This window comes from Streptomyces nanhaiensis (genome assembly GCF_046614825.1).
GTDB classification, from domain to species: domain Bacteria; phylum Actinomycetota; class Actinomycetes; order Streptomycetales; family Streptomycetaceae; genus Streptomyces; species Streptomyces radiopugnans.
The window spans coordinates 18,676-31,798 of record NZ_JBKJFM010000059.1; the positions used below are offsets into that span (position 1 = coordinate 18,676).

The 13,123-nt window shown below is 73.8% G+C and carries 14 protein-coding genes; 7 read left to right on the forward strand and 7 right to left on the reverse strand.

Annotated features, from left to right (window positions below):
* Positions 1–186: 186 nt before the first annotated feature.
* From ACLIYP_RS15105 to paaA, 5 genes are read right to left on the reverse strand one after another with little or no spacing between them, the layout of a single operon-like run.
* Complete coding sequence (locus ACLIYP_RS15105) at positions 187–1,254, reverse strand: 2Fe-2S iron-sulfur cluster-binding protein (protein WP_412713647.1); 1,068 nt, start codon at positions 1,252–1,254, stop codon at positions 187–189.
* The gene (paaD, locus tag ACLIYP_RS15110) at positions 1,251–1,805 is read right to left on the reverse strand and encodes a 1,2-phenylacetyl-CoA epoxidase subunit PaaD (protein ID WP_412713648.1); all 555 of its coding nucleotides are present in this window, start codon (positions 1,803–1,805) and stop codon (positions 1,251–1,253) included. The genes ACLIYP_RS15105 and paaD overlap by 4 nt, the downstream gene beginning before the upstream one ends.
* Positions 1,799–2,521 carry a 1,2-phenylacetyl-CoA epoxidase subunit PaaC gene (gene paaC / locus ACLIYP_RS15115; protein ID WP_412713649.1) on the reverse strand — a complete coding sequence of 241 codons (723 nt, stop codon included), beginning with the start codon at positions 2,519–2,521 and terminating at the stop codon, positions 1,799–1,801. The genes paaD and paaC overlap by 7 nt, the downstream gene beginning before the upstream one ends.
* Positions 2,518–2,805, reverse strand: a complete 288-nt coding sequence (paaB, locus tag ACLIYP_RS15120; RefSeq protein WP_412713650.1) for a 1,2-phenylacetyl-CoA epoxidase subunit PaaB — start codon at positions 2,803–2,805, stop codon at positions 2,518–2,520. Before paaB ends, paaC begins: the two co-directional genes overlap by 4 nt.
* On the reverse strand, positions 2,802–3,812 hold the full coding sequence (gene paaA / locus ACLIYP_RS15125; protein ID WP_412713651.1) for a 1,2-phenylacetyl-CoA epoxidase subunit PaaA: 1,011 nt from the start codon (positions 3,810–3,812) through the stop codon (positions 2,802–2,804). Before paaA ends, paaB begins: the two co-directional genes overlap by 4 nt.
* A 195-nt stretch (positions 3,813–4,007) precedes the next feature.
* On the opposite strand from paaA, the gene ACLIYP_RS15130 reads away from it, so the two are divergent.
* Genes ACLIYP_RS15130 through ACLIYP_RS15140 form a run of 3 tightly spaced genes read left to right on the forward strand, consistent with a single transcriptional unit; the run spans position 4,008 to position 6,783 of the window.
* Positions 4,008–4,727, forward strand: coding sequence for a DUF5819 family protein (locus ACLIYP_RS15130; protein WP_412713652.1), 720 nt, complete (start codon positions 4,008–4,010; stop codon positions 4,725–4,727).
* Positions 4,724–6,115 (forward strand): HTTM domain-containing protein, encoded by a 1,392-nt coding sequence (locus ACLIYP_RS15135; protein WP_412713653.1) that lies wholly within the window; start codon positions 4,724–4,726, stop codon positions 6,113–6,115. The genes ACLIYP_RS15130 and ACLIYP_RS15135 overlap by 4 nt, the downstream gene beginning before the upstream one ends.
* Complete coding sequence (locus tag ACLIYP_RS15140) at positions 6,112–6,783, forward strand: TrmH family RNA methyltransferase (protein WP_412713654.1); 672 nt, start codon at positions 6,112–6,114, stop codon at positions 6,781–6,783. Before ACLIYP_RS15135 ends, ACLIYP_RS15140 begins: the two co-directional genes overlap by 4 nt.
* Before the next feature lie 75 nt (positions 6,784–6,858).
* Here ACLIYP_RS15140 and paaN read toward each other — a convergent pair whose 3' ends face one another.
* Positions 6,859–8,571 (reverse strand): phenylacetic acid degradation protein PaaN, encoded by a 1,713-nt coding sequence (gene paaN / locus ACLIYP_RS15145; RefSeq protein ID WP_412713655.1) that lies wholly within the window; start codon positions 8,569–8,571, stop codon positions 6,859–6,861.
* Between the two features lie 181 nt (positions 8,572–8,752).
* Here paaN and ACLIYP_RS15150 point away from each other — a divergent pair, with 181 nt between their 5' ends.
* On the forward strand, positions 8,753–9,397 hold the full coding sequence (locus ACLIYP_RS15150) for a TetR/AcrR family transcriptional regulator (protein ID WP_412713656.1): 645 nt from the start codon (positions 8,753–8,755) through the stop codon (positions 9,395–9,397).
* 117 nt (positions 9,398–9,514) lie between these two features.
* Here ACLIYP_RS15150 and ACLIYP_RS15155 read toward each other — a convergent pair whose 3' ends face one another.
* The gene (locus tag ACLIYP_RS15155; protein WP_177213924.1) at positions 9,515–10,015 is read right to left on the reverse strand and encodes an Lrp/AsnC family transcriptional regulator; all 501 of its coding nucleotides are present in this window, start codon (positions 10,013–10,015) and stop codon (positions 9,515–9,517) included.
* Positions 10,016–10,194: 179 nt separating this feature from the next.
* Here ACLIYP_RS15155 and pdhA point away from each other — a divergent pair, with 179 nt between their 5' ends.
* The 3 genes from pdhA to ACLIYP_RS15170 form a co-directional block, all read left to right on the forward strand.
* On the forward strand, positions 10,195–11,382 hold the full coding sequence (gene pdhA / locus ACLIYP_RS15160; RefSeq protein ID WP_412713657.1) for a pyruvate dehydrogenase (acetyl-transferring) E1 component subunit alpha: 1,188 nt from the start codon (positions 10,195–10,197) through the stop codon (positions 11,380–11,382).
* A complete protein-coding gene (locus ACLIYP_RS15165) occupies positions 11,379–12,500 on the forward strand; it encodes an alpha-ketoacid dehydrogenase subunit beta (RefSeq protein WP_412713658.1) in 1,122 nt (373 codons plus the stop codon). Before pdhA ends, ACLIYP_RS15165 begins: the two co-directional genes overlap by 4 nt.
* Positions 12,500–13,123, forward strand: a 624-nt coding sequence (locus ACLIYP_RS15170) for a biotin/lipoyl-containing protein (protein ID WP_412713659.1), incomplete at its 3' end; no start/stop codon positions are given. The genes ACLIYP_RS15165 and ACLIYP_RS15170, both read left to right, overlap by 1 nt.

Consider the following 13,123-nt stretch of genomic DNA (forward strand, 5'->3'; position numbering starts at 1 on the left):
GACGTGCGCCGTGGGACGTGAGGTGTGCGACGAGGGCCCGGCGCGGGGAGGGGATCGGGAGCGCGCCGGGCCCACCGGCTGTACGAGAGGGCCGCACGAGGGGCCTCGGTGCCCGTCAGGACCGTCAAGAGCCCGTCAGAGCAGCCCCAAGGCCTGACAGGACCCGTCAGTGGCCCTCAGGGCCCGTCAGGCGTCGAAGTCCACCTCGACGGCCTCGGTGACCGGCCGGGACTGGCAGGCCAGTACGTACCCCGCCGAGACCTCCTCCGGCTCCAGGGCGAAGTTGCGGTCCATGCTCACCTCGCCGGAGACCAGCCGCACACGGCAGGTGCCGCACACCCCGCCCTTGCAGGCGTAGGGCGCGTCGGAGCGGTTGCGCAGCACCGTCTCCAGCAGCGTCTCGCCCTCGCCGACCGGCCAGACGCCCATCCGGCCGTCGAGCGTGGCGGTGAGCTTCGAGCCGCCGGGTGCGGTGCGGGCGGCGTTCCGTTTCTCGGCGGCCGGGGAGGCGTCGTCCACATGGAAGATCTCCTGGTGGACCGCGGTGGCGGGCACCCCGAGCGCCGCCAGCGCGCGCTCCGTCTCCCGGACCAGCCCGTGCGGCCCGCACAGGAACCAGCCGTCCACCTCGGGCACCGGCAGCAGGGCGGGCAGCAGGTCGGTCAGGCGCTCGGCGTCGAGCCGCCCGGTGGGCAGGCCCGCCTGGCGCTCCTCGCGGGAGAGCGTGTGCACCAGGTGGAAGCGGTCCGGGTGGCGGTCCTTCAGCTCGGCGACCTCCTCCAGGAACATCGCCGACGCCGCGGTGCGGTCGGTGCGGATCAGGCAGAACCGGGCGTCAGGCTCCTCGGCCAGCAGCGTGGCGGCGATGGACAGCACCGGTGTGATGCCGCTTCCGCCGACGACCGCCGCGAAGCGGCCGGGACGGGGACGCAGGGTGAAGCGGCCCGTGGGGGGCATCACGTCGACCGTGTCCCCGGCGGACAGCTCCTTGACGGCGTGGGTGGAGAACGCGCCGCCCTCCACCAGCCGGATGCCGACCCGCAGCACCGGCTCGGCGGGCGCGGGGACGGCGGGGGAGCAGACGGAGTAGGTGCGGCGCACCTCCGTGCCGTCCACCTCGCGCCGCAGGGTGACGTGCTGGCCCGGGACGTGGCGGAAGGTGTCGTACAGCTCGGGCGGCACCTCGAACGCCACGGCCACCGAGTCGTCCGTGAGCCGCTCGACCTCGCGGACCCGAAGCGGATGGAACCTCACAGCAGCTCCTTGAAGTGGTCGAACGGCTCCCGGCAGGAGGCGCAGCGGCGCAGCGCCTTGCAGGCGGTGGAGGAGAAGCGGCTGAGCAGGGTGGTGTCGGTCGAGCCGCAGTGGGGGCAGCGGATGGCCAGGTCGACCGCGACCGGCCCCCCGCCGTCCCCGGACGCCCCCGCACCGGGGCGGGGCGGTGCTATCCCGAACTCGGCCAGCTTGCGGCGGCCCTCGGCTGTGATCGCGTCCGTCGTCCAGGGCGGGGAGAGGACCGTGCGGACCGTCACCTCCGCCACGCCGTGCTCGCGCAGCGCCCGCTCCACGTCGGCGGACATCGCCTCCACCGCCGGGCAGCCGGTGTAGGTGGGGGTCAGCTCGACCTCCACCCGGCCGGGCCCGGTCATGTGCAGACCGCGCAGCACTCCCAGCTCGGCCAGGGACACCACCGGCAGCTCCGGATCCGGGACGGAGCCGGCGATCTCGCGCAGCTCCGCCTCCAGCGCCGTCGTCTCCGGCGCCGTCGCCTCGGCCGCCGTCGTCTCCGCCGGGGGCGTCACCACGACGCTCCCGGGTGGCTGCGGTGCAGGTGCTGCATCTCGGCGAGCATCCGGCCGAACGGCTCGGTGTGGACGCCCTGCCGCCCGGCTCCGGCGGCCCAGGGACTGCTCCGCGGCCCTTCGGGGACGGCGAGGGTCGCACGCTCCAGCACGGTGCCGATGCGCCGTGCCCACTCCCCGTCCAGCCCGGCCCAGTCGACGTCCAGGCCCTCGACCGGCCGGAACAGCTCGCCGGTGTAGCGCCACAGCCCGTCCAGCGCGTCCCGCATGCGCCTGTGGCTCACCTCGGTGCCGTCGCCCAGACGCAGCGTCCAGTGCTCGGCGTGGTCGCGGTGGTAGGCGACCTCCTTGACCGCCTTGGCGGCCAGCGCGGCGAGTTCCGCGTCGCCGGTGCCGCCGCCGGCCAGCCGCTCGTACAGCAGCTCCTGGTAGGTGGAGAAGTACAGCTGGCGGGCGATGGTGTGGGCGAAGTCGCCGTTCGGCTGCTCGACGAGCTGCACGTTGGTGAAGGCCCGCTCCTCGCGGAGGTACGCCAGCTCGTCCTCGTCGCCGGCCATCGACAGCAGGGTGCGGGCCTGGCCCAGGAGGTCCAGCGCGATGTTGGCGAGGGCGACCTCCTCCTCCAGGACGGGTGCGTTCCCGGCCCACTCGCCCAGCCGGTGGGAGAGGACCAGCGCGTCGTCGCCGAGGGCCAGCACGGCCGTGCGGGGAGTGCTCACAGGTGCTGCACCCCTTCCGGGACCTCGTAGAAGGTGGGGTGGCGGTAGGGCTTGTCGGCGGCGGGCTCGAAGAACGGGTCCTTCTCGTCGGGCGAGGAGGCGGTGATCGCGGACGACGGCACCACCCAGATCGAGACGCCCTCCGACCGCCGGGTGTACAGGTCCCGTGCGTTGCGCAGGGCCATTTCGGCGTCGGGCGCGTGCAGGCTCCCGGCGTGGGTGTGGGACAGGCCGCGCCTGCTGCGGACGAATACCTCCCACAGGGGCCAATCGCTGGTGGTCATGCCGCCGTCCTTCCGTCGCCGTCCTGCTCCTCGTGCTTGCGCGCGTACGCCGCGGCGGCCTCGCGCACCCAGGCGCCCTCCTCGTGGGCACGGCGGCGGCGGTTCAGCCGCTGCTCGTTGCAGGGGCCGTTGCCGCGCAGCACCTCGTGGAACTCGGACCAGTCGATCGGCCCGAAGTCGTAGTGCCCGCGCTCCTCGTTCCACCGCAGAAGGGGGTCGGGCAGGGTCAGCCCGAGGGACTCGGCCTGGGGGACGCAGATGTCCACGAAGCGCTGGCGCAGCTCGTCGTTGGAGTGCCGCTTGATCTTCCAGGCCATCGACTGGGCGGAGTGCTTCGAGGCGTCGTCGGGCGGCCCGAACATCATCAGCGAGGGCCACCACCAGCGGTCCACGGCGTCCTGCGCCATGGCGTGCTGGGCATCGGTGCCCCGGCTCAGCGCGAGCAGCAGCTCGTAACCCTGGCGCTGGTGGAAGGACTCCTCCTTGCAGACGCGGACCATGGCCCGCGCGTAGGGCCCGTAGGAGCAGCGGCACAGCGGCACCTGGTTGGTGATGGCCGCGCCGTCCACCAGCCAGCCGATCGCGCCGACGTCGGCCCAGGTCAGGGTGGGGTAGTTGAAGATCGAGGAGTACTTCTGGCGCCCGGAGTGCAGTTTGTCCAGCAGCTCGTCCCGGCCCACGCCGAGCGTCTCGGCGGCGCTGTAGAGGTACAGCCCGTGCCCCGCCTCGTCCTGCACCTTCGCCATCAGGATCGCCTTGCGCCGCAGCGAGGGCGCCCGTGTGATCCAGTTGGCCTCCGGCTGCATGCCGATGATCTCGGAGTGGGCGTGCTGGGCGATCTGGCGCACCAGCGTGGCGCGGTAGGCGTCGGGCATCCAGTCGCGCGGCTCGATCCGCTCGTCCGCCGCGATCGCCGCGTCGAACGCCTCCTGGTAGGCCTCCTGATCCGCCTCCTCGTGCGCCCCGGGACCTCCGCCCCGGTCCTTCTCCGGCAGCAGCGTCGTCATGCAGAGCTCCCTTGCTCCTGGCGAGGAACCAACCGACCGATCGTTCGGTTCAATGGTGGTCTTCCGGTCCCCAAGGTGTCAAGGCTGTGGATAACCTCGTAGGGCCGCCGCGGACCGGGGCGGCCGCGGGGGAGCGCGACCGGTGTCGCGGGGTCGTGAGAGCGGGGCCCGGCCGGGCCCGAGATCGGGGAGGGCATGGATCCACAAGCACACGAGCGCCGGGAGGCCCCGCCGCCCCCGATGGCGGACGGGGCGTCCTCCGGGACGCCTCCGGAGGACGCCCGGGGTGTGATGTCGCTCCCGCCCGCGGCGCGGATCACCGTCGCGGTGGCGCTGGGCGTCGTCACCGTGCTCACCGGCGTGCACCTGGCGATGGTCTTCCTGCACGTCGCGCCGGACAACACCCTCAGCAAGCAGTACGGCTCGACGGTCTCGGACTACATCAACCCCGAGTTCGAGCAGAACTGGAAGCTGTTCGCCCCCAACCCGCTCCAGCAGAACATCGCCGTCCACGCCCGCGCGGAGGTGGTCCGGCCGGACGGCGGCCGCGAGCGGACCGGCTGGGTGGACCTGACGGCGATGGACATCGACAACATCCGGGGCAACCCCTTCCCCAGCCACACCGACCAGAACGAGCTCCGCCGCGCCTGGGACTTCTTCACCGGCTCGCACGACGAGGAGAACCGGTCCAACGGGCTGCGCGGAGAACTCTCCGAGGAGTACCTGCGGCGGATCGTGATGTCGCGGTTCGGGCCCGAGCTGAACGGCGGCGAGATCAGGCGGGTGCAGGTGCGGTCGGCGACCACGCCGGTCGCGCCGCCGCCGTGGAGCGGTGAGAGCGCGGGCGCCGAGACCACGTACCGGGTGCTGCCCTGGTGGCCGGTCGACCGCACGGACATCCCGGAGGACCAGTGACGCAGCCCGAGAACGGCTCCCCCGCCCCGGCCGTCCCCGGCGCCAGGAGGCCCGGGGAGCGGCCCTCCGGGGCCGGGGACCCGCCTTCCGGCGAGCCGCCCGCCGCACCGCCCCGGCCCTGGCCGCGGCGCCTGCTGTCGAGGGCCGACGAGGCGGTCGTACGCGGCATCGTCCGGGTCAGCGACCGGGCGCTGGGCCCGTACCAGAGCGCGGTCGTCCGGATCGGCTTCTCCTTCACCTGGCTGGTCTTCCTGCTCTTCGAGTGGCCCCACCGGCGCGAGCTGTACGGCCCGGACGGCCCGTGGAGCTGGGAGCTGGGCGAGCGGCTGGTGGCGAGCAACCACGCCTTCACGGTGCTGCTGTGGTCCGACAGCGCCGTCTGGTTCGAGGCCGTCTACGCCCTCGCCGTCCTCTCCGCCGCCGCGCTGCTGGCCGGCTGGCGGACCAGGACCATGTCGGTGCTGTTCATGGTCGGCGTGCTGTCCCTGCAGAACCGCAGCGTCTTCATGGGCGACGGCGGCGACAACGTCATCCATCTGATGGCGATGTATCTGGTGCTCACCCGCTGCGGCCGGGTCTGGTCGCTCGACGCCCGCCGCGCCCGCCGCTCCGCTGCCGGGGACGCCGGGAGCGCAGCGGGTGCCGGGGGGGCCGACATGGTCGGCATCGCGCTGTGGTCGGTGCTCGGCGCCGTCCTGCTGGTGGCCACCGCCGGCGGCCGGCTGAGCTGGTTCGGCGACGACGGCCCGGTGCTCTACCTGGGCTGGGCGACCTTCCTGTGGGGCCTGTGGCTGGTGTACGGACTGTGGTGGTACGTCACCCGCCCCGCGGAAGGACGGGCCGGGCGGGAGAGCGCCCGCCGGCTGATGGACGTCCTGGGCAACATCGTCCACAACGCCGCCCTGCTGATCATCATGGCCGAGGTCTGCCTGATCTACGCGACCGCCGGCTGGTACAAGATCCAGGGCTCCCGCTGGCAGGACGGCACCGCCGTCTACTACCCCCTGCACCTGGACTACTTCTCCCCCTGGCCCGCCCTCGCCGAGGTGCTGGGGAGCAGCGGGCTGATGGTCATGCTGCTCACCTACGGCACGGTGATCGCCCAGGTCGCCTTCCCCTTCACCCTCTTCAACCGGCGGGTGAAGAACGTGCTGCTCGCCGTGATGATGCTGGAGCACGCCTCCATCGCCGTCATCCTCGGCCTGCCCTTCTTCTCGCTCGCCATGATCGCGGCCGACGCCGTCTTCCTGCCGACGGTCTTCCTGGTCTGGCTCGGGGCAGGGGTCTCGCGGACGGCCGGACGGCTGCGCCGCGGCCGGCCGCGCGAGCCGGAGGAGCCGGCGCGGCCGTCCGGGGCCGACAGCCCCGCACGTACCCTCGTGGGGTGAGCGAAGGCGAGACGGAGGACCGGCCGGTGCGGGACGAGCCGGTGCAGTACGACGAGGGCTACGGCGCGGAGGTGGGGGTCGGCCCCCACCCCGAGCCGTGGCCGGCCGGGGAGCACTACGACCCGGAGCTGCTGGCCGGCGGCGACCGGCGCAACGTCGTGGACCGCTACCGCTACTGGACCCGGGAGGCGATCGTCGCCGACCTCGACACCCGGCGGCACGACTTCCACGTCGCGGTGGAGAACTGGAACCACGACTTCAACATCGGCAGTGTCGTGCGCACCGCCAACGCCTTCCTGGCCAAGGAGGTCCACATCGTCGGAAAGCGCCGGTGGAACCGGCGCGGCGCGATGGTCACCGACCGGTACCAGCACATCACCCACCACCCGGACGTGGCCGCACTGGCCGACTGGGCACGGGCCCAGGGGCTGCCGGTCATCGGGATAGACAACCTCCCCGGCGCCGTACCGCTGGAGACCACCGAGCTGCCCCGCCGCTGTGTGCTGCTCTTCGGCCAGGAGGGCCCGGGGCTGACCGAGGAGGCGTGGAAGTACGCCGAACGCGTCTGCTCCATCGCCCAGTTCGGCTCCACCCGGTCCATCAACGCGGGCGCGGCGGCGGCCATCGCCATGCACGCCTGGATCCGCGCGCACGCCGACATCGGCTAGTGCGGCCCGCCGGGAGCCGTCCGGTCCGGAGGTACGCCGCGCGGCGTACCTCCGGACCCTCGGCAGCGGGAGGCGTCAGGCCTGCCGGCGGACCTCCACCACACGGAAGCGGCTCGCCACGAACGCCCCGTCGCACAGCGCGGCGTTGGCCGCCGGGTTGCCGCCGGAGCCGTGGAAGTCGGAGAACGCCGCGGTCTGGTTCACGTACACCCCGCCGGTGAGGTTCAGCGAGAGCTGGGCGCACTCCTCCAGACAGGCCTCCTCCACCATGCGCTCCACCTCCGGCGAGGTGGTGTACGCGCCGACCGTCATCGCGCCCTTCTCCCGGACGGTGCGGCGCAGCAGCTCGACCGCCTCGGCCGTGGAGTCCACGGCGACGGCGAAGGAGACCGGGCCGAAGCACTCCGACATGCAGACCTCCTCCGACTCGGGCTTCGCCCCGTCCAGCCCGACGATCGCCGGGGTGCGGACCGTGGCGCCGGGGAACTCCGGGTGCTCCACCGCGCGGGAGGCCAGGATGGTCTCGCCCAGCTCCGGCGCCCCCTCCAGCCGCTCGCGCACCCCGGGGTTGACGATCGCGCCCAGCAGCGCCACGGCCCGCTGGTCGTCGCCCAGCAGCTTGTCCACCGCGCCCGCCAGGTCGGCGGTGAACTCCTCGTAGGACTTGTGGCCCGCGTCCGTGTCGATACCGCCGCGCGGGATCAGCAGGTTCTGCGGGGTGGTGCACATCTGGCCGCTGTAGAGGGACAGGGAGAAGGCCAGGTTGCCCAGCATGCCCCGGTAGTCGTCGGTGGAGTCGACGACGATCGTGTTGACGCCGGCCTTCTCGGTGAAGACCTGGGCCTGGCGGGCGTTGGCCTCCAGCCAGTCGCCGAAGGCGGTCGACCCCGTGTAGTCGATGATCCGGATCTCGGGGCGGACTGCCAGCTCCCCGGCGATGCCCTCGCCGTCCCGCTCGGCGGCCAGCGCCACCGCGTTCGGGTCGAAGCCGGCCTCGGCGAGGACCTCGCGGGCGACCCGCACCGTCATCGCCAGCGGCAGGACCGCGCGCGGGTGGGGCTTGACCAGCACCGGGTTGCCCGTGGCCAGGGAGGCGAACAGGCCCGGGTAGCCGTTCCAGGTGGGGAAGGTGTTGCAGCCGATCATCAGCGAGACGCCGCGCGGCACCGGCGTGAACTCCTTGGTCAGCTCCAGCGGATCCCGCTTGCCCTGCGGCTTGGACCACCGGGCCGAGGCCGGGGTGCGGGTCTGCTCGGCGTAGGCGTACGCCACCGCCTCCAGGCCGCGGTCCTGGGCGTGCGGGCCGCCGGCCTGCATCGCCATCAGATAGGCCTGCCCGCTGGTGTGCATCACCGCGTGGGCGAACTCGTGGGTGCGCGCGTTGATCCGGGCCAGGATCTCCAGGCACACCAGCGCCCTGACCTCCGGCCCCGCGTCCCGCCAGGCGGGCAGCGCGGCGCGCATCGCGGGCAGCAGCGCCTCGACGTCGGCGTGCGGGTACTCCACGCCCAGCTCGACGCCGTACGGCGAGACCTCGCCGCCGACCCAGCCGTCCGTGCCGGGCTGGTCCAGCTCGAAGCGGCGGCCCAGCAGGGCGTCGAACGCGGTCTTCCCCTCGACGGGGCCGAGCGTGCCGTGCTCCTCGCCGTACGCCTTGGGGTGCTCCGGATACGGGGACCAGTACTCCCTGGTGCGGATCGCCTCCAGGGCCCTCTCGAGCGTCGGGCGGTGCTTCTCCGCGAGTCCCTCCGGGGTCAGCGGCGGGGCCTGGGTGGGTGCGGCGGCCATCGGGGACCAACTCCTCGTCGAGCTCGTCGAGCGGGCGGGCGGCGATGCCGTACGGACGGAGCCCGGCGGGCCGTGGAGGGCGCGCGGGCCGCCGTGCGCGGACGGACGGACAGGTAGATACTGCTACCGAACGATCGGTCGGGGCAAGAGGGGCAGGCCGCCTGTGGATAACATCGAGGCCATGCCAGCCAATCCGCCAGCCACGCCGTCGGCCGGGCCGCCGGCCAAGCCCCCGGCCAAGTCGCCGGGGCGCGACACCTACACGCCCGAGTCGCTCCTCGCGGTGGCCGTGGAGGTGTTCAACGAGCGCGGTTACGACGGCACTTCGATGGAGCACCTCTCCCGTGCGGCGGGGATCTCCAAGTCCTCCATCTACCACCACGTGCGGGGCAAGGAGGAACTGCTGCGCCGGGCGATAGCCCGCGCCCTCGACGGCCTCTTCGCCATCCTGGACGAGCCGGACGCCGGCCGGGGGCGGGCGATCGAGCGGCTGGAGCACGTCACCCGCCGCACCGCCGAGGTGCTGATGGCCGAGCTGCCCTACGTCACCCTGCTGCTGCGCGTGCGGGGCAACACCCGCACCGAGCGCTGGGCGATGGAGCGCCGCCGGGAGTTCGACCACCGGGTGGCCGGGCTGCTGAAGGCCGCCGCCGCCGACGGCGACATCCGCTCGGACCTCGACGCCCGGCTGGCCACCCGGCTGCTCTTCGGAATGATCAACTCCATCGTGGAGTGGTACCGCCCGCAGCCCGGGGACGCCGAGGACCGCGAGCGGGTCGCCGACGCGGTGGTGCGGCTGGCCTTCGAGGGGCTGCGCAAGCAGTAGCGAGGGAGCGGCGGCGAGCGGCGGGGAAGAGCGGGGAGGCGCGAGGGGGGCGCGGGGAGGCGGTGGGGCGGCGGACCCGGCCCCGGCCCGGTCGGGCGGACGGGCGGGCGGCCCGGCTCACGGCTCGGGTTCGAGGTCGGTCTCCTCGAAGACCAGCAGGGTGCGGGTGCTCAGCACCTCCGGCATCGCCTGTATCCGGGTGAGCACCAGCTCCCGGAGCGCCCGGTTGTCGGCGGTGTGCACCAGCAGCAGTACATCGAAGTCGCCGCTGACCAGCGCGATGTGCGCGGCGCCCGGCAGCGCCTGGAGCTTCTCGCGCACCGCGCGCCAGGAGTTCTGCACGATCTTCAGGGTGATGTACGCCGAAGCGCCCTGGCCGGCGCGCTCGTGGTCCACCCGGGCCGTGAAGCCGCGTATCACCCCGTCCTCGACGAGGCGGTTGATCCGGGCGTACGCGTTCGCCCGGGACACGTGCACCCGCTCGGCGACCGACCGTATCGAGGCGCGCCCGTCCAGTTGCAGCATCCGCAGGATGGACCGGTCGACGGGATCGAGCGGTCTGGCGGGCGGCCGGTGCCCGTCCTCCGGCGCCTCGGGGACCATCTGTTCTTCCGGCATGGCCTGCCGCCTCCCCTCCATGGACGTCCTGCCGACATCCCACGCCGCGCAGAACCGTTTGTCCACAGGGCGGTGCCACCCGTAGCCAAAATGCGACGGCGACCGAACAATCGGTAGGGGGCCCGCCGGATCCAGCGCGGCCTCCTGCCCGCAGATGCCCCCCTACCAGGAGGTGCCGCATGACAGTCCTGGAGCAGCCAGGCGCCTACCGCCCCGCGCCGCCGCCCGCCTGGCAGCCGCGCACGGACCCCGTGCCGCTGCTGCCGGACTCCGAGCCGTACCGGCTGCTGGGCACCGGCGCCGACCTCGACCCCGGCCTGCTCAGGACGCTCTACGCGCACCTGGTGAGGGGCCGCCGCTACAACCGGCAGGCCACCGCGCTCACCAAGCAGGGCAGGCTCGCCGTCTACCCCTCCTCCACCGGGCAGGAGGCGTGCGAGGTGGCCGCGGCCCTGGTGCTCCGGGAGGGGGACTGGCTCTTCCCCAGCTACCGCGACACCCTCGCCGCCGTCGCCCGCGGCATGGACCCGGCCGAGGCGCTGGGGCTGCTGCGCGGCGACTGGCACACCGGCTACGACCCGCACCGGCACCGCGTCGCCCCGCTGTCCACCCCGCTGGCCACCCATCTGCCGCACGCCGTCGGGCTCGCCCACGCCGCCCGGCTCAAGGGCGAGGACGTGGTCGCGCTGGCCATGGTCGGCGACGGCGGCACCAGCGAGGGCGACTTCCACGAGGCGCTGAACTTCGCCGCCGTCTGGCGCACCCCGACGGTCTTCCTCGTGCAGAACAACGGCTTCGCGATCTCCGTCCCCCTGGCCAAGCAGACCGCCGCGCCCTCGCTGGCCCACAAGGCCGTCGGCTACGGCGTCCCCGGCCGGCTGGTCGACGGCAACGACGCCGCGGCCGTCCACCGGGTCCTGACCGAGGCCGTCGAGCGCGCCCGGCGCGGCGAGGGCCCCACCCTCGTGGAGGCCGTGACCTACCGGATCGACGCCCACACCAACGCCGACGACGCCACCCGCTACCGCGGCGACGACGAGGTCGGCGCATGGCTCGAACACGACCCCGTGGAGCTGCTGGAGCGCGAGCTGACCGAGCGCGGCCTGTTCGACGACGCGACACGCGACGGGGCCCACGAGGAGGCCGAGGAGATGGCCGCGCGGCTGCGCGAGGCCATGAACGAGGATCCGGTGCTCGACCCGATGGATCTCTTCGACCACGTCTACGCGGAGAAGACCACGCAGCTCAGGGAGCAGGCCGCGCAGTTGCGCGCCGAGCTGGACGCCGAGAGCGACGGGCAGGACGGGCACGGCGGGCAGGACGGGCACGGCGGTGCCGCCGGGAACGCAGCGGGAGGCGAGCGATGACGACCGCGACCACCGGGAAGAGCGCGGGCAGGACGGACGGGAAGACCCGGGGCGGTGCCGGTGCCGGGGCCGCCCGCAAGCCCGCCACCATGGCGCAGGCCCTCAACCGCGCGATGCGCGACGCCATGGCCGAGGACCCGTCCGTGCACGTGCTCGGCGAGGACGTCGGCACGCTCGGCGGCGTCTTCCGCGTCACCGACGGCCTGACCGCGGAGTTCGGCGAGGACCGCTGCACCGACACCCCGCTGGCCGAGGCCGGCATCCTGGGCACGGCCGTCGGCATGGCGATGTACGGGCTGCGCCCGGTGGTGGAGATGCAGTTCGACGCCTTCGCCTACCCGGCCTTCGAGCAGCTCCTCAGCCATGTCGCCAAGATGCGCAACCGCACGCGCGGCGCGATGCCGCTGCCCATCACGATCCGGGTGCCCTACGGCGGCGGGATCGGCGGTGTGGAGCACCACAGCGACTCCTCCGAGGCGTACTACATGGCCACCCCCGGCCTGCACGTGGTGACCCCGGCGACGGTGGCCGACGCCTACGGGATGCTGCGGGCCGCCATCGCCTCCGACGACCCGGTGGTCTTCCTGGAGCCCAAGCGGCTGTACTGGTCGAAGGCCGACTGGTCGCCGGACGAGCCGGAGGCCGTCGAGCCCATCGGCCGCGCCCGGGTCCGCCGCACGGGGACGTCCGCCACGCTGGTCACCTACGGCCCGTCGGTGCCCGTCTGCCTGGAGGCGGCCGAGGCCGCCCGCGAGGAGGGCTGGGAGCTGGAGGTCGTCGATCTGCGCTCCCTGGTCCCCTTCGACGACGAGACGGTCTGCGCGTCGGTGCGGCGCACCGGACGGGCCGTGGTCGTCCACGAGTCCAGCGGCTTCGGCGGCCCCGGCGGCGAGATCGCCGCCCGGATCACCGAGCGCTGCTTCCACCATCTGGAGGCGCCCGTGCTGCGGGTGGCCGGATTCGACATCCCCTACCCGCCGCCGATGCTGGAGCGCCACCACCTGCCCGGAGTGGACCGGGTCCTGGACGCCGTCGCCCGGCTCCAGTGGGAGTCGGAGTGGACCGAGCGGCCCGAGGCGTTCGGCGGGGCGGGTACGTCCGGGAGGGGTGGCCGCTGATGGCCGAGGTCCGCGAGTTCGCCCTGCCCGACCTGGGCGAGGGGCTGACGGAGGCCGAGATCGTCCGCTGGCTGGTGTCCGTCGGCGACGTGGTCGCCGTCGACCAGCCGGTGGTGGAGGTCGAGACGGCCAAGGCGATGGTCGAGGTGCCGTGCCCGTACGGCGGTGTGGTCACCGCCCGGTTCGGGGAGGAGGGTGCCGAGGTGCCCGTCGGCGCGCCGCTGGTGACGGTGGCCGTCGGGGCGTCCGCCGCCGCGGCCGGAGAGCCGGCCGGCGACGGCTCCGGAGCCCCTGCCGCCGGTTCCGCCGCATCCGCTTCCGGGCCCGCCGCCGGGTCCGGCGAGACCGCCGGCGCCTCGGAGAAGTCCGGGAACGTGCTGGTGGGATACGGCACGGGGGCGCCCGCCGCCCGCCGCCGGCGGGTCCGCCCGGTGAACGGTGCGCACGCCCCGGTTCCCGGCCCGGCCCCCGTCTCCGCGCCCGCCGTGCCCGCGATGCCCACCGCGCCCGCCCCCGCCGCCCCGGCGGCGGAGCCGTCCGCGTCCGAGGGGAACCGCCCCGCCGACGGCCCCGTCCCGGTGATCTCACCGCCGGTGCGGCGGCTCGCGCGGGAGCACGGGATC